This is a genomic window from Aquipuribacter sp. SD81, from assembly GCF_037153975.1.
In the GTDB taxonomy this organism is placed as follows: Bacteria; Actinomycetota; Actinomycetes; order Actinomycetales; family JBBAYJ01; genus Aquipuribacter.
The window spans coordinates 1-15040 of sequence record NZ_JBBAYJ010000017.1 but is presented as its reverse complement, the minus strand read 5'-3'; the positions used below and the strand labels follow the sequence as shown (position 1 = coordinate 15040).

General features: G+C 77.2%; 13 protein-coding genes. 8 read left to right on the top strand and 5 right to left on the bottom strand.

Going from position 1 to position 15040, the window contains the following annotated elements; genetic code table 11:
• The first annotated feature begins 5 nt into the window (after positions 1 to 5).
• Genes WAA21_RS11395 through WAA21_RS11385 form a run of 3 tightly spaced genes read left to right on the top strand, consistent with a single transcriptional unit; the run spans position 6 to position 2669 of the window.
• A complete protein-coding gene (locus WAA21_RS11395; protein ID WP_336922927.1) occupies positions 6 to 1079 on the top strand; it encodes a type III polyketide synthase in 1074 nt (357 codons plus the stop codon).
• 10 nt (positions 1080 to 1089) lie between these two features.
• Positions 1090 to 1623 (top strand): isoprenylcysteine carboxyl methyltransferase family protein, encoded by a 534-nt coding sequence (locus WAA21_RS11390; RefSeq protein WP_336922926.1) that lies wholly within the window; start codon positions 1090 to 1092, stop codon positions 1621 to 1623.
• Entirely contained in the window at positions 1620 to 2669 is a 1050-nt protein-coding gene (locus WAA21_RS11385) for an NAD(P)/FAD-dependent oxidoreductase (protein WP_336922925.1), read from the top strand. The genes WAA21_RS11390 and WAA21_RS11385 overlap by 4 nt, the downstream gene beginning before the upstream one ends.
• Positions 2670 to 2833: 164 nt before the next feature.
• Here WAA21_RS11385 and WAA21_RS11380 read toward each other — a convergent pair whose 3' ends face one another.
• The 4 genes from WAA21_RS11380 to WAA21_RS11365 all read right to left on the bottom strand — a co-directional run bounded on the left by WAA21_RS11380 (position 2834) and on the right by WAA21_RS11365 (position 7015).
• On the bottom strand, positions 2834 to 4099 hold the full coding sequence (locus tag WAA21_RS11380; protein ID WP_336922924.1) for an ROK family transcriptional regulator: 1266 nt from the start codon (positions 4097 to 4099) through the stop codon (positions 2834 to 2836).
• A gap of 67 nt (positions 4100 to 4166) precedes the next feature.
• Complete coding sequence (locus WAA21_RS11375; protein WP_336922923.1) at positions 4167 to 5216, bottom strand: anti-sigma factor; 1050 nt, start codon at positions 5214 to 5216, stop codon at positions 4167 to 4169.
• Positions 5213 to 5860, bottom strand: coding sequence for an ECF RNA polymerase sigma factor SigK (sigK, locus tag WAA21_RS11370; protein ID WP_336922922.1), 648 nt, complete (start codon positions 5858 to 5860; stop codon positions 5213 to 5215). The genes WAA21_RS11375 and sigK overlap by 4 nt, the downstream gene beginning before the upstream one ends.
• 153 nt (positions 5861 to 6013) lie before the next feature.
• Positions 6014 to 7015, bottom strand: a complete 1002-nt coding sequence (locus WAA21_RS11365) for a 2-hydroxyacid dehydrogenase (RefSeq protein WP_336922921.1) — start codon at positions 7013 to 7015, stop codon at positions 6014 to 6016.
• A 337-nt stretch (positions 7016 to 7352) separates the two neighbouring features.
• Here WAA21_RS11365 and WAA21_RS11360 point away from each other — a divergent pair, with 337 nt between their 5' ends.
• The 3 genes from WAA21_RS11360 to WAA21_RS11350 are packed head-to-tail and all read left to right on the top strand — an operon-like array spanning position 7353 to position 12071.
• Entirely contained in the window at positions 7353 to 8612 is a 1260-nt protein-coding gene (locus WAA21_RS11360; protein WP_336922920.1) for a sensor domain-containing phosphodiesterase, read from the top strand.
• 4 nt (positions 8613 to 8616) lie between these two features.
• Positions 8617 to 10317: a class I adenylate-forming enzyme family protein gene (locus tag WAA21_RS11355; RefSeq protein WP_336922919.1), complete on the top strand. Its 1701-nt coding sequence runs from the start codon at positions 8617 to 8619 to the stop codon at positions 10315 to 10317.
• Positions 10314 to 12071 carry a DEAD/DEAH box helicase gene (locus WAA21_RS11350; RefSeq protein ID WP_336922918.1) on the top strand — a complete coding sequence of 586 codons (1758 nt, stop codon included), beginning with the start codon at positions 10314 to 10316 and terminating at the stop codon, positions 12069 to 12071. Before WAA21_RS11355 ends, WAA21_RS11350 begins: the two co-directional genes overlap by 4 nt.
• Before the next feature lie 29 nt (positions 12072 to 12100).
• On the opposite strand, the gene WAA21_RS11345 is transcribed toward WAA21_RS11350, so the two are convergent.
• Entirely contained in the window at positions 12101 to 12802 is a 702-nt protein-coding gene (locus WAA21_RS11345) for a hypothetical protein (RefSeq protein ID WP_336922917.1), read from the bottom strand.
• 416 nt (positions 12803 to 13218) lie between these two features.
• Here WAA21_RS11345 and WAA21_RS11340 point away from each other — a divergent pair, with 416 nt between their 5' ends.
• Both WAA21_RS11340 and WAA21_RS11335 read left to right on the top strand, forming a co-directional pair.
• Positions 13219 to 14364 (top strand): inositol-3-phosphate synthase, encoded by a 1146-nt coding sequence (locus tag WAA21_RS11340; protein ID WP_336922916.1) that lies wholly within the window; start codon positions 13219 to 13221, stop codon positions 14362 to 14364.
• The coding region (locus tag WAA21_RS11335; protein ID WP_336922915.1) for an SCO3242 family prenyltransferase at positions 14361 to 15040 on the top strand (680 nt) is incomplete at its 3' end. The genes WAA21_RS11340 and WAA21_RS11335, both read left to right, overlap by 4 nt.

Genomic DNA, 15040 nt, shown 5'->3' with positions numbered 1-15040 from the left:
CCGGTATGTCGGTGCTCCTCGCAGCCCGTGGCGTGCTGCCACCGCACACCTACCCGCAGCAGCGCATCACCGAGGAGCTCGCGGACGTGCTGCTCGGGCCCGACGCCGCCCCGGCCGACCACGCGCTGCTGCGCAAGGTGCACGCGTCGGCGGGCGTGCGCACCCGCCACCTCGTGCTCCCCGTCGAGGCCTACCGGGACCTCGGCGGCTTCACCGCCAGCAACGACGTGTTCGTCGAGGCGGCGCTCGACCTCGCCGAGCGGGCGGTGCGCGAGGCGGTCGCGGCGGCGGGGCTGCGCCTGCGCGACGTCGACGTCCTCATGTCGACGACCGTGACGGGGGTCGCGGTCCCGTCGCTGGACGCGCGCCTCGTGCACCGCCTCGGCCTGCGTGAGGACGTCCGCCGGCTGCCGGTGTTCGGGCTCGGCTGCGTCGCCGGCGCCGCGGGCGTCGCCCGGCTGCACGACACCGTCCGCGGCGAGCCCGGGGCGGTGGCCGTCCTCGTGGCCGTCGAGCTGTGCTCGCTGACGTTCCAGCGCGACGACACGTCGCGGGCCAACCTCGTCGCCAGCGGCCTGTTCGGCGACGGGGCGGCCGCCGTCGTGCTGCGCGGGTCCGGCGGTGACGACGACGCACCCCCGGGTGCGCCGCGCGTCCTCGCCACGCGCAGCCGCCTGTACCCGGACACCGAGCGCACGATGGGCTGGGACATCGGTGCGAGCGGCTTCCGGATCGTGCTCGACCCGGGCGTGCCGGACCTGGTGCGCGCGCACCTGGGGGCCGACGTCAAGGGCTTCCTCGCCGACCACGACCTCGACGTCGCGGACGTCTCGACGTACGTCGCGCACCCGGGCGGGCCGAAGGTGCTCCTCGCGGTGCAGGAGGCGCTCGGCCTCGACGACGACGCCCTGGCCCTCACGTGGCGCTCGCTCGCCCAGGTCGGCAACCTGTCGAGCGTCTCGGTGCTGCAGGTCCTCGAGGCGACGCTCGCCGAGCGCACGCCCCCGCCCGGCAGCACCGGGCTGCTGCTCGCGATGGGACCGGGGTTCTGCGCCGAGCTCGTCCTGCTGCGCTGGTGACGGGCGCGTCGTGACCAGCCAGGGGTGGTTCCTCGTCCTCGTCGGCGCCGTCGTCGTCGCGCGGCTCGTGGAGCTCGCCGTCGCGGCGCGCCACCTGCGCTGGGCCCAGGAGCGCGGCGGGGTCGAGCGCGGCGCCGGCCACTACCCGGTCATGGTGGCCCTGCACGTCGCGCTGCTCGTGGGCGCGCCGCTGGAGGTGTGGCTGCTGGACCGCCCGTTCGTGCCGGTGCTCGGCTGGTCGGCGCTCGCGCTGCTCGTCGCCTCCCACGCCCTGCGCTGGTGGTGCATCACGACGCTGGGCCCGCAGTGGAACACCCGCGTCGTCGTCGTCCCGGGCCTGCCGCTCGTCACGGGCGGGCCGTACCGGTGGCTGCGGCACCCGAACTACGTGGCGGTGGTGCTGGAGGGCGTCGCCCTGCCCCTCGTGCACTCGGCGTGGCTCACCGCGGTCGTCTTCACCGTCGCCGACCTCGTGCTGCTGCGGCACCGGGTGCGGGTCGAGGAGCAGGCGCTCACGGAGCTGGCGTCGAGGACCCCTGGGTGAGCGGGCACGACGCCGACGTCGTGGTCGTGGGCGGCGGACCCGTCGGGCTGGCCTCGGCGGTCGGCGCGGCCGCGGCGGGCCTGACGGTCGCCGTCGTCGAGCCCCGCGACGGCCCCGTCGACAAGGCGTGCGGCGAGGGCCTCATGCCGGGCGCGGTCGACCGGCTCAACCGCCTCGGCGTCGACCTGGCGGCCGCGGGCGGTGGCCACCCCTTCCGCGGCATCCGGTACCTCGCGCCCGGCCACGCCGTCACGGCCGACTTCCGGGCCGGTCCCGGCCTCGGGGTGCGGCGTACGGTCCTGTCCCACGCCCTCGCCGAGCGCGCCCGCGAGCTCGGCGTCCGGGTGGTGCGGGCGCGCGCCGGCACCCCGGTGCAGGACCCGGCCGGGGTGACGGTCGCGGGCGTCCGCGCGCGCTGGTGCCTCGCGGCCGACGGCCTGCACTCCCCCGTCCGGCGCGCGCTCGGTCTCGCGCGGCCGAGCGCCCCGGGCGCGCCCGCGCGCTTCGGGCTCCGCCGGCACGTGCGCACGGCGCCGTGGTCGCCGTGGGTCGACGTGCTCTGGGCCGAGGACGTCGAGGCGTACGTGACGCCCGTCGCGCCGGACCTCGTGGGTGTGGCGGTGCTGTCGTCGCGGCGGCGCTCCTTCGACGCGCACCTGCAGCGGCTGCCGCAGCTCGCCGCGCGCCTGGCGTCGGCCGAGCCGGCCTCGCCGGTGCTCGGCGCCGGTCCGCTGCGGCAGCGCGTCCGGCGCCGACGGCAGGGGCGGGTGCTGCTGGTGGGCGACGCCGCGGGCTACGTGGACGCGCTCACCGGCGAGGGTCTGCGGGTGGGCCTCGCGGCGGCCGAGGAGGCCGTCGCGTGCGTGCTGGCCGACGACGCCCGCGACTACGAGCGCAGGCTCGCGCGCGTCGAGCGCCGCCCGCGGGTGCTCACCGAGGGGCTGCTGGCCGTGACGTCCGTGCCGCTCGCGCGCCGCGCGCTCGTGCCGGCGGCGCAGCGCCTGCCCGGCGTCTTCTCCGCCGCGGTCGACGCGCTGGCCCGCTGAGGCCGGGGGGGCAGGAGAGCCGGTCCGGACCCACCCGGGGCCGCGAGCGGGGTTGTGTCCGGGGTGCTCCCTAGCGTCCCGGCCATGGTGCTGACCGCCCTCGCGCTCCCCGTCGTCCTCGCCGTGATCTGGCTGCTGTTCCTCCTGGGCGACCCGGTCCCGCCTCAGCCGGCGGTGGTCCCCGCCACGCGGGTCGGGTCGGCGAAGACCTCCTGCAGGGCGACCACGGCGCCGCCCCGGCTCGCGGCCGCGAAGCCGAACGTGGAGGCCCGCACGTCCACCCCGCCGCCGTCCGGGGCCACCACCCGCTCGAGCAGGGTGTCGACCACGTAGCCGCGCAGCAGCGGCGCCAGCAGGGCGAAGTACCCACCGAGCACGAGCACCCGGGGGTTCACGATGTTGACGAGCACGCTCGCGCCGAGCCCGAGGGCGATGCCGACCCGCTCGAGCGTCGCGCAGGTGCGCTCGTCCTCGGCCGCGGCACGCTGCCTCACGACCGCGAGCCGTCCGTCGATGTCCGTCTCGGGGTCGAGGAGCACGTCGTCGGGGCCGTGCGCGCAGCCGGTGAGGAGCACCCCCAGTCCCACCTGCGTCTCCCAGCAGCCCACGCGGCCGCACCCGCAGCGGTCGAGGCGCGGGTTGAGCGGTGCGTGGCCGATCTCGCCCGTGAACCCGGTCGCCCCGCGCACGAGCTCGCCGTCGACCACCACGCCGCAGCCGACACCCACCTCACCGGCGAGGTACACGAGGTCGTCGACGTCCCGGCCGACGCCGACCGCGTGCTCGGCGATGGCCCCGAGGTTCGCGTCGTTGTCCACCATGACGGGGACCTCGGCGGCCGCGCCGAAGGCGGGGTGGCCGCGGGTCGCCTCCGTGAGGAGGGGGCCGATCGGGCAGTCGGACCAGCCGAGGTTCGGCGCGATCGCGATGCGGCCGAGGCGGGAGTCGACGAGGGCGGGCACCGCCACCGTGATCCCGACGACGGTGCAGCCGGCGGCGACGAGCGCGTCGAGGGCCGAGCGCAGGCAGTCGGTGAGCAGGCCGATCCCGCCCTGCTCGCCGAGGGCGCGCATGTCCGCGGCGGTCCGCTCGGACAGCACGACCCCGTGCGTGAGGTCGAGGGCCGTGACGTCGACGAAGTCGGCGTTCACCTCCAGGCCCACCCCCACCACGGTGCTCGCGGCGAGCTCCACCATGAGCCCGGGGCGGCCCACGCTGCCGATGCGCTGCACGTCGCCCTCGCGCACGAGCCCGCGCTCGATGAGCTCGGCGACGAGGCTGGACACCGTCGCCTTGTTGAGGCCGGTGTCGGCCGCCACCCGGGCGCGCGAGCGCGGACCGGCGTCCCGCAGGTGCGTGAGCACCAGGCTCAGGTTCGAGCGCCGGACCGTCAGCTGGTCGGCCGGGGCGGCGGTGCTACGGGTCGACATCGTCGTCTCCCGTCGTCTCGGAGGGCTTTTGGTCGGGTCACCCCGCGCAATCCTAGGCCCACCCCGTTCAGGCGATGGGGACCACGAGCACCGGGTCGGTCGTCGGCGCGTCGGAGCCGCCCGACGGCTCCAGGCTGACCGCGACCGCCTCGACGCCCGACACCCCGCCCGCGAGGGCCACCGCCTCGCCGCCGCGCGTGTCGAAGAGCCCGGCCGGTACCGGCTCGCCGCCCTCGACCGTCCAGGCCTGCCACGTCGACCCGTCGGGTGCGGCGGGCAGCCCGGCCGGCAGCAGCAGGGCCGCGTCGGCCTCCTGGCTCACGAGCACGTACACCTCGTCGCCCTGGACGCCCTCGCCGAGCTGCGGGCGCCCGCTGAACGACGTCACGTCGTCGGCGGCGAGCACCTGCTGCACGGCGGCCTGCTGCGCGCGGACGTCGTCGAGCCGGTTCGCGGTCCCCACGCCCCACACGCCGAGGCCGATGGCCGCCACGGCGAGCACCGAGGCGGCGAGGGCGAGCAGCGAGCGCCCCGCCCGGGGCCCTCCGGTCCGGCCCGGTGCCGGCGACGGCTCGGTCGGCTGCTCGCGCACGTCCTCGGCCGCGCGGGTACCGGGCACGCCCGGCGAGCCGGCCGGCGCGCCGGCGGTCGTCGCCTGACTCGTGGCCTGACTCGTGGCGGGGGTCGCCGCGGGGGTCGCGGCGGGGGTCGTGGCAGGAGCCGCCGCCGCGGTGGCCGCGGTGCGGTCCTCGCTGCGGTCCTCGCTGCGGTCCTCGCTGCGGTCCTCGCCGCGGTCCTCGCTGCGGTCCTCGCCGCGGTCCTCACGCTCCCCGCGGTGCTCGCTACGGTGCTCGGTGCTGTCGGCGGAGACGCCGGCCGGCTCGAGCGGCGGCAGCTGCGGCGTCGTGCGGACGCGGGCGAGGACGGAGGCCCGCAACCGCGCCGGCGGCGCCTCGGCGGTCGCCGCCGCGAGCGTCGCGAGCGTCTCCCGGTGCTCGAGCAGGTCCTCGCGACACACCTCGCACTCCGCGAGGTGGGCCTCGACGTCTGCGTCCTCCGCCGCGTCGAGGGCGTCGACCGCGTATGCGGCGACCAGTGCGTGCGCGTCCGACCTCACCGGGCCACCTCCGTCCGCCCGGTGCGCCCGAGCCCTGCGGCCGGACGCAGGTCGTCCGGCTCCAGCTGCGTCCGCAGGCGGGCGAGCCCGTCGCGGATGCGTGTCTTGACCGTGCCGAGGGGCACGCCCAGCAGCGCGGACACCTCGCGGTGCGTGTGCCCGCCGTAGAAGGCGAGCCGGACCGACTCGCGCTGCACGTCGCTCAGCGACGCCATGGCCCGGCGCACCCGGCGGCCCTCCAGGGCCGAGACCGCGGCCTCGGCGACCTCGTCGACCGCGGGTGGCTCCGGCAGCGCCGTCGCCTCCTCCCGCGCCCGCCGTCGCTCGCGCGAGCGGACACGGTCCACGGCCCGCGAGTGCGCGACGGTCACCGCCCAGGAGCGCACCCCGCCGCGGCCGGGGTCGTAGCGCGTCGCGGTCCGCCACAGCTCCAGCAGCACCTCCTGCGCCACCTCCTCGGCCTCCGCGGGGTCGCGCAGCACGCGGCGGCAGACGCCGAAGACGGTCGCGGCGAGCGCGTCGTACAGCTCCTCGAACGCCGCCTCGTCCCCGCGCGCGGTCAGCTGGACGAGCCCGCGCAGCCGGGCCTGCTCGGCCTGGCGGGCGTGCTCCTCGCCGTCTCCCGGGTCCTCGGGTCCTGCCACCGTTCCTCCGTCGCCTGCTCGTGGACCGCTGTCGGTCCGACCACCGGCTCTCGATCACAGGTACGCCGCGGCGGCGCCGACCGGATGGGGTGACGGGCCGAGGTCACCCACCCGGCCGGTGCGGGGCAGGCGGCCCGGGCGGGCACCGGGACGTCACCCTAACCGCCGCCGCACCGGCGTCGGCGGCTCCTCCCCGGCCAGCAGGGCCAGGCAGTTGCGCACCGCGAGACCGGTCATGGCGGCGCGCGTCTGCTCGCTCGCGGAGCCGACGTGCGGCAACACGACGAGGCCAGGGGTCCGCAGCACCGGGTCGTCCGGGTCCCGTCGCGGCTCGCCCTCGAACACGTCGAGCCCGGCCGAGTGCAGCCGCCCGGAGCGCAGCGCGGCGAGGAGGTCGGCCTCCACGACGAGCGGCCCGCGACCGACGTTGACCAGGGTGGCCGTCGGGCGCATCCGAGCCAGCGCGGCCGCGTCGAGGAGCCCGCGCGTGCCGGTCGGCCCGTCGGTGAGGGGCAGGGCGACCACGAGGACGTCGCTGCCCGTCAGCAGCTCGTCGAAGCCGACCGCCGTCGACACGTCGTCGGAGGGGGCGGAGGCGCGGCGCAGGTGCTGCACCCGCATGCCGAGGCCACGGCCGCGGCGTGCGACCGCCCGGCCGATCCCGCCGTAGCCGAGGACCCCGAGCACCGCACCGTGCACGTCGAGCCCGAGCCAGCCGTCCATGGCGAAGCCCTCCCACCGCCCCGCCCGCATGTCGTCGGTGGCCTCCACGAGACGCCGCCGGGCCATGAGCACGAGCGCGAGCGCCGTGTCGGCCACGGTCTCGGCGAGCACCCCGGGCGTGTTCGTCACGACGACGCCCGCGCGGGCCGCAGCGTCGAGGTCGACGTTGTCGTGGCCCGCGGCGGCAAGGGCCACGCCGCGCAGCCCGCTGCCGGCGACGCCGTCGAAGAAGGCCGCGTCCAGCGGGTCGACGCCGAGCGCGAGCACGGCCCCGGCGCCGCAGCCGGTCACCCGGCGGGCCAGCGCGGCGCCGTCCGGGTCGGCCCCCGGCGCCCGGACGATGCGGGTGCCGGCCGCCGCGGCGGCGCCCAGCGCGTCGTCCCCCGGCAGCGAGGGACGGGTGAGCAGCAGCACCGGTGACGTCGGGCCCACCCGGGGAGCGTGCCACGCCCACGCCGCCGCGACCGGTGGCGCAGCCGCCGCCACCCGCACGGCCCGGCTGCGGACCGGCCCCGGCGCCCGAGGACACGAGGACACGAGGACACACGAGGACACGAGGACACGAGGACACGAGGACACGAGGACACGACCAGGCGTGACGCGCGCCCCGTCGGGTAGGGAGGAACCCGGCCGGGGTGGCGGAGGGATGCCGTCGCCCCGGCCGGGCCGTACGTTGCGCCACCAGATGTAACTTGCTGCGACCGGAGGCCCGCGTCCGGTTCACTGGGGGCGGGGGAAGGACGAGGACCGGGGGGTCCGCATTGGGGAGGTGGCACCCGAGGTGACGCACGACGGGACCGGGTCGGGCACGTCGACGATCGACCTGCTGGGCCTGCTGCAGGTCGCGGACGACCTCGCGGCCGGGCGTCGGCAGGACACCGACAGCACGCTGCAGCTCGTCGTCGCCGGGCTGCGGGAGCACCTCGGCATGGACGTCGCCTTCGTCGGCGTGTTCGAGGGCGGCCAGCGCCGTATCCGGACGGTCGCCGAGCGGCTCGACGGGCCGCCCGTCCTGCCGGTCGGCACGTGCGACCCGCTCGAGGAGTCGTACTGCGCCCGCGTGGCGGACGGCCGCACCCCGGAGTTCGTCCCGGACGCCCGGCACGAGCCGTCCGTCGCCGACCTGCCCGGCACGACGCAGCTGCCCGTCGGCACCCACCTCAGCGTGCCCATCCGGCTGAGCGACGGGTCGGTGTACGGGACGTTGTGCGGCTTCACGCGCGAGCCGGACCCGCAGCTGCAGGCCCGCGAGCTCGGCGTCCTCCGCCTCGTCGCGCGCCTGCTCGCCACCCACCTGGAGCGGGAGGCCAGGCCCGGCGACGAGCTCGCCCGAGACCGCACCCGTGTGCAGGGCGCGCTCGACGAGCGCCCGCCCGAGATCGCGCTGCAGCCCGTCCTCGCGCTGGAGGACCTGCGCGTCGTCGGGTTCGAGGCGCTCGCCCGCTTCCCCGACGGGCGCGCGCCGGACGGGTGGTTCGCGCTCGCCGCCACCGTCGGCCTCGGGGTGGAGCTCGAGCTCGTCGCGGTCCGGGCCGCGCTGCGGCGCCTGCCCGACCTGCCTCCCGGCGCCTACCTCGCGGTCAACGCCTCCGCCGCCGCCGTCTGCTCGGAGTCGATGGGCGATCTGGTCGACGGCCTCGACGACTCCGTGCTCGCCCGGCTCGTCGTCGAGCTCACCGAGCAGACCGGCGTGCCGGACTACGACGTGCTGCGCGAGCGGCTGTCCGCGCTGCGCGGGCGCGGGGCGCGGGTCGCCGTCGACGACGCGGGCACCGGGTACGCGGGGCTGCACCGCATCCTCGAGCTGTCGCCCGACCTCATCAAGCTCGACCGCCTGCTCGTCGACGGGGTCGCGGGCGACGAGGTGCGGCAGTCCCTCGTGTCGGCCCTCACGTGGTTCGCGCGCAGAAGCGGCGCGCAGATCGTGGCGGAGGGCATCGAGCGGGAGGCCGACGCGCGCGTGCTGCGCCGGCTCGGCGTGCCGTTCGGGCAGGGGCACCTGCTCGGCGAGCCGGTCCTCGCCCGCTGACGGCGTGGGCGCGGGCTGGGAACGGGACGCCGTCGAGGTCGTCCGCGAGCCGTGGTGCGGCGGCGAGGTGCTGTCGTACCGGCCGCGCCCCCGGGACGTCCTGGACGTGCTCGACCTCGCGGTGCGCCGTGACCCGGACGCGGTCGCGGTCGTCGACGCCCGAGACGGCACCACGCGGACCGCGCACCGGCTCGCCCTCGACGTCGTCGCGACCGCGCGCGCCTGGGCGACGGCGGGGCTGCAGCCCGGCGACGGGGTCGGCATCGCGGCCGCGAACAGCGGCGACCACCTCGTCGCGCTGCTCGCGTGCGCGGCGACCGGGGCGGTCGCGGTCGGGCTGTCGCCGCGGCTGGCCGTCGACCAGTGGCGCTACCAGCTGACGCGCTCACGGTGCCGGTGGCTGCTGCACGAGCCCGACGACGACACGCACGCGACGCTCGCCCGCGACGCGGTCCGCGACCTGCCGGGCGTCCGGCGGGTCCCGGCGCTGGGTTCCGTCGGCGACCCCCGGACCGAGGACTGGCAGCGCTTCCAGGCCACGCGGACCCCCGCGCGGCCCGAGCAGGCGTACCAGGTCGTCTACACGTCCGGCACGACCGGCCGACCCAAGGCGAGCCAGGTCGTGCACCGGGCGTCGGTGCACTCCGGCCTGGCCTACGACCGCCTCCTGCGCCTGGCGCCCGGGGAGTCCACCGGGGTCCTGTTCTCCCTCGGCTACATCAGCGCGATGCACGCCCACGTGCTGCCGGCCCTGCTGTCCGGCGCGCGCCTCGTCATGCTCCCGACGGGCTCGCCTCGGACGTGGGTCGAGCAGCTGGCGGCGTTCGACGTCGCGTGGGCGTACGCGGTCCCGTCGTGGTGGCTGCTCGCGCTGCGCGAGCCGGGCCTGGCCGCCTCGGCGCTGCCGCGCCTGCGACTGGCCGGGGCGGGGGGCTCGCCGTTCCCCGACCGGCTGCGCGACGGCCTCGCCGAGCGGCTGCCACGCACGGAGCTGCTCAACGTCTACGGCCTGAGCGAGACCCACTCCCCCGCCACGGTGCTGCGGGGACGTGAGCTGTGGGAGCACCCGGGCGCGGCGGGACGTCCGCTGGAGGTCGTCGAGGTGACGACGCGCGACGAGGACGGCCGGGTGCTGCCGGACGGCGAGGCCGGCGAAGTGTGGCTGCGCTCCTCGCTCGTGACGACCGGCTACGCCGACGACGCCGGGGCGACCGCGGCCGCCGTGCGGGCGGGCGCGTTCCGCACCGGGGACGTCGGCGTGGTGCGCCGCGACGGGGCGGGCCCCGTGCTCACGCTGCTGGACCGGGTCAAGGACATGGTGAACCGCGCCGGCACCAAGGTCTTCGCCGCGGAGGTCGAGCGGGTGCTCGACGCCCACCCCGCCGTCGCGGAGAGCGCGTGCGTGGCCGTGCCCGACGACCGGGCCGGGGAGACCGTCGCGGTGGTCCTCGTCGCGCGCGGCGACGACCCCGACGACGGCCGCGACGACGGCCCCGACGACGGCCGCGCGATCCGCGCCCTGACCCGCCCGTCCGACGCCGAGCTGCGCGCGTGGGTGCGCGCACGCCTCGGCGACGCGGCCGCCCCCAGCGTCGTCCGGTGGGTCGACGCGCTGCCCCGCGGCGGCACCGGCAAGACCGACAAGTCGGCCCTGCGGGCGGCCCTGCGCGGGGCACCCCCCGCAGGCGGGACACTGGAGGCATGACCTTCGACTCCCTCGGCCTGCGCGCTGAGCTGCTCGACGCGCTCGCGGACCTCGGGTACGAGGAGCCGACGCCCATCCAGACCGAGGCGGTCCCCGTCCTGCTGACCGGGTCGGACCTGCTCGGGCAGGCCGCGACCGGCACGGGCAAGACCGCCGCCTTCGCCCTGCCGCTGCTGCAGCAGGTCGCCGACGCCCGCGACGACGACACCCCCGCCCGCAGCGGCGGCGCGCCGGCCGCGCTCGTGCTCGTGCCGACCCGCGAGCTGTGCGTCCAGGTGTCGCAGGCCCTGCTGCGCTACGGCCGCACCCTCGGCGTGCGGACGCTGCCGGTCTACGGCGGGCAGCCCGTCGTGCGGCAGGTCAAGGAGCTGCAGCGCGGCGTCGACGTCGTGGTCGCGACGCCGGGGCGGGCCGTCGACCTGCTGGACCGGCGCTCGCTCGACCTGTCGCACGTGCGGACCGTCGTCCTCGACGAGGCCGACGAGATGCTCGACATGGGCTTCGCGGAGGAGCTCGAGCAGGTCCTCGACGCGACCCCCTCCGCCCGGCAGACGGTGCTGTTCTCCGCGACCATGCCGCGGCGGCTGGAGACCATCGCCCGCACGCACCTGCGGGACCCGGAGCGCATCCGCATCGAGCGGGAGGTGCCCGCCGAGGGCGAGGCGCCCCGCGTCCGCGAGGTGGCGTACCTCGTCGACCGCGCCCACAAGCCGGCCGCGCTCGGCCGCCTGCTCGACATCGAGCAGCCCGTCGCCACGATCGTGTTCTGCCGCACCCGCGACGAGGTCGAGCAGGTGACGGAGACCCTGGGGGCGCGCGGGTACCGCGCGGAGGCGCTGCACGGCGGCATGAGCCAGGAGCAGCGCGACCGGGTCATGGGGCGCGTGCGCTCGCAGGCCGCGGAGCTGCTCGTCGCGACCGACGTCGCCGCGCGCGGGCTCGACATCGACCACCTCACCCACGTCGTGAACTACGACGTGCCCTCGGCCCCGGAGTCCTACGTGCACCGCACCGGGCGCGTGGGGCGCGGCGGCCGGGAGGGCGTCGCCCTCACCCTCGCCACGCCGCGCGAGCGCCGCCAGATCCAGGCCGTCGAGCGGGTCACGGGCCGGCAGGTGCCGCTGCTCCCGCTGCCGAGCGTCGCGGACCTGCGCGCGCGCCGGCTCGACGACACCGCCGCCGCGCTGCGGGAGGCGGTGGGCCGCGACGACCTCGAGGAGCTCGTCGCGGTCCGCGACACGGTGCTCGCCGACCTGCCGGCCGGCTCCGGCACCGACGACCTGCTGCTCGCGGCGGTCGCGCTCGTCGCCGACTCCCGCCGCGGCTCGCAGGACGAGGAGGAGATCCCGCAGGTGCCGATCCGGGCGTGGCGGGAGGAGGGCCCCTCGCGCGGCGGCCGGGACGGCTCCGACGGGGTCCGGCCGCGCGCCGACCGCGAGGGTCCGGCGCCGGGCAAGGCGCGGCTGTTCGTCAGCGTCGGCAAGGCGGGCGGCATGCGGCCGCAGGACATCGTCGGGGCCATCGCGGGTGAGTCCCGGCTGTCCGGCCGCGACATCGGCCCGGTCGTAATCACCGAGCGCTTCACGCTCGTCGACGTCCCCGACGCGGCCGCCACCGAGGTCATCCACGCGCTGCAGGCCTCGCGGGTCAAGGGCCGCAAGGTGCAGGTGCGCCGCGACCGGGGCACCACCGACGGCTCGCCCCGACAGGTGCGGCCCGGCCGGCCCGGCCGCCCGCGTCACCGCACGGGCTGACGGGCCGGCCCCCCGGTGCGCCGGACCCGTCAGGGGCGCGGCTTCGGGCAGGGCGTGTAGTTGACCTTCGTGTAGCGCGGGGCGAGCGTGCCGGCCGTGCGCACGCACGGGCCGTGGTCGAACTTGAGGACCTCGTGACCGTCCCACCACGAGGTGCGCTTCATGGCGCCGTCCCACGTGAGCGAGATGTGGACGTGGTCGGTGTGGGGGCTCGCACCCCTGTAGGCGATCCAGCGCTTGTCCCACGTGGACCACTGCCGCTTGTTCCAGATGACGTACTGCACGCCGAGGCGCTGCGCGTTGCCGCCGCGGTAGCCGTTGCGGTCCGGCCCGGTGAGCCACGCGAGGAACGCGTCGGCCATCGCCTTGTCCGACGCGCGGTTGGCGTCGAGCATCCAGTCGTAGGCGCGCCCCTCCTTGTGCTCGCTGCGCCCGCCGGTCGAGCACGAGCGGACGATGCCGCCGCTGTTGGCCTTGCCGTAGGTGGCGCGCAGCAGCGACCGCAGCGCCACGGTGCCGGGGCGCTCCTTCGGGTCGCACGTCACCTGGCCCTGGTAGCCGGGGGCCCTGTCGGGCGTCACGTGGGCGAAGCGGACCGTCGGACGGGGCGTGGCGAGGGCCTGCGCGGCGCCGCTCCCGGTCACGACCAGGACGGCGGTGAGGAGCGCGAGCAGGAGGACCGAGCCGGGGCGCCGGTCGGGACGGGACGGGGTGCTGGGCGTCTGTCGCATGTCGGGTTCGTCTCTCGTGTCGGGTTCGCGTCGAGTGCGGGTTCCGCCCCGGCTCATCGGCGGTACGGTCGGGTCGCTCAAGTGCCCGCGGCCCCGGCCGGGGGCCGGGCGGGGCCGGCGCGGCCGCGGCCCCGCGGGTCCCCGCAGGTCACGACGCGGTAACGACCGGCCGGCCGCATTGATGTGGTCCTCGTCACACGGCGGCTTGACACGAGCTCGTGACCAGGTACTTCTGGTGGCAACGACCAGAAGATATTGACGAACGAGTCAAAAGGTGGTTCGTTTGGTCGGTGGACGAAGTGGTTCGCGAGACGGACGTGCCCCGGACCGGAGACGGCCCTTCCGACGAGGCCGCGAGAGCGGCCGACCGCAGCAGCGTAGGAGTCCCTGAGGCGTCCGGCGAGGGCCGCGTCGGCGTGTGGCTCGTCGGTGGACGCGGGTCGGTCGCGACGACCGCCGTCCTCGGCGCCCTCGCCGTGCGCGCGCGGCTCGCGCCCACGACCGGTCTGGTCAGCGAGCTGCCCGACGTCGCGGTCGCGGGCCTCGTGCCGCTGGACCGGCTTGTCGTCGGCGGGCACGACACCTCCCAGGTGCCGCTGCGCAAGCGGGCCGAGGAGCTGGCCGCGCAGGGCGTCGTGCCCGGCGACCTCGTCGCCGCGCTCGGCGAGGAGCTGGAGGCCGTCGACGCCGCCGTGCTGCCGGCCCCCTCCCCCGGTCCCGACCAGCGGGCGCGGGTCGAGGCGCTCGTCGCCGACCTGCGCGGCTTCGTGGCCGAGCACTCGCTCGCCCGGCTCGTGGTCGTCGACGTGTCGAGCACGCAGCCCCCCGTCCCCGCGGAGCACGCCGCCGACCTCGCCACGCCGGACACGGTGCGCGCCGCCTGGGACGCGGGCCGCTCCCCGCTGCCGCCCGCCGCGGAGTACGCGTGGGCGGCCTTCGAGGTGGGCGCGTCCGTCGTGGCGTTCACGCCCAGCCCCGGGGTGGACGTCCCCGCCGTCGCCGCGCTCGGCCGCGAGCGCGGTGCCGTCTGGGCCGGCAGCGACGGCAAGACCGGCGAGACGCTGCTGAAGTCGACCCTGGCCCCCATGTTCGTGCAGCGGGCGCTGGAGCTCACGTCGTGGTCGTCGTTCAACGTGCTGGGCGGCGGCGACGGCCGCGCCCTGTCGGACCCGCACGCCGCGCTCAGCAAGACCACGACCAAGGCCGCGGGCCTCGAGGCGATGGTCGGTCGGCAGGTGTCCGGCCCCGTCCGCATCGACTACGTCGCGGAGCTCGGCGACTGGAAGACCGCGATGAACCTCGTCACGTTCTCCGGCTTCCTCGGGACGCGGATGACGCTGCAGTTCACGTGGAACGGCTGCGACTCCGCGCTGGCCGCCCCCCTCGTGCTCGACCTCGTGCGGCTGCTGGCCGCGTGCGACGAGGCCGGGCGGACCGGACCGGTCGCGGAGCTCGGCTTCTTCTTCAAGAACCCCCTCGGCTCCGACGAGCACGCCCTGGCCCCGCAGTGGGTCGCGCTCACCGGGCTCGCGCAGGACCTCGCCGGTCGGGAGCGTCGTTGAGCCCTGCCCTGCGGGACCTCGCCGAGCTGGTGCGCCTGCCCGCCGCGGTGACGGTCCCCGGCGACACGCTCGTCGGCCTCGCCGCGGGCGGCGGTCCCGCCGCCCCGCGCGCGTGGCTGCTGCCCGCCTCGTCGCTGTGCCTGTACTGGGCCGGCATGGCGCTCAACGACTGGGGCGACCGCGAGCTCGACGCGCTGGAACGCCCCGAGCGACCGGTGCCGAGCGGTCGGGTCCGGCCGGAGGAGGCGCTCGCCCTGGCGGGCGGCCTCACCGCGGCCGGCGTCGCCGTCGCGGGTCTCGCCGGCGGGCGCCGGGCGGTCGGCGTCGCCGGGCTGCTCGCCGCCGCGGTGTGGACGTACGACCTCGCCGGCAAGCGCGGTCCGCTCGCGCCGGTCAGCATGTCGCTGACCCGCGCGCTCGACGTGCTGCTGGGCGCCACCGCGAGCCGCGGCGGCACGGCGCGCGGGCTCGTGCCGGCCCTCGTCGTCGGCGTGCACACCCTCGGCGTCACCGACCTCAGCCGCGACGAGGTGCACGGGTCGAGCGGCTCGGCGCCCGTGCGCGCGCAGGCCGCGACCGCCTCGGCGACGGTCGGCGCCCTGGCCGCGGCGGCCGTCACGGCGGCGGGTGCCCCCGGCCGCGACGCCCGCGGCGTCCCGCCCGTCGTGCCCGCGCT

What these genes read in the sequence shown, in the direction of transcription:
- WAA21_RS11395 (WP_336922927.1), top strand. Translation starts at nt 6, where the DNA reads ATGTCGGTGCTCCTCGCAGCCCGTGGCGTGCTGCCACCGCACACCTAC.
- WAA21_RS11380 (WP_336922924.1), bottom strand. Translation starts at nt 4,099, where the DNA reads ATGTCGACCCGTAGCACCGCCGCCCCGGCCGACCAGCTGACGGTCCGG.
- WAA21_RS11350 (WP_336922918.1), top strand. Translation starts at nt 10,314, where the DNA reads ATGACCTTCGACTCCCTCGGCCTGCGCGCTGAGCTGCTCGACGCGCTC.
- WAA21_RS11345 (WP_336922917.1), bottom strand. Translation starts at nt 12,802, where the DNA reads ATGCGACAGACGCCCAGCACCCCGTCCCGTCCCGACCGGCGCCCCGGC.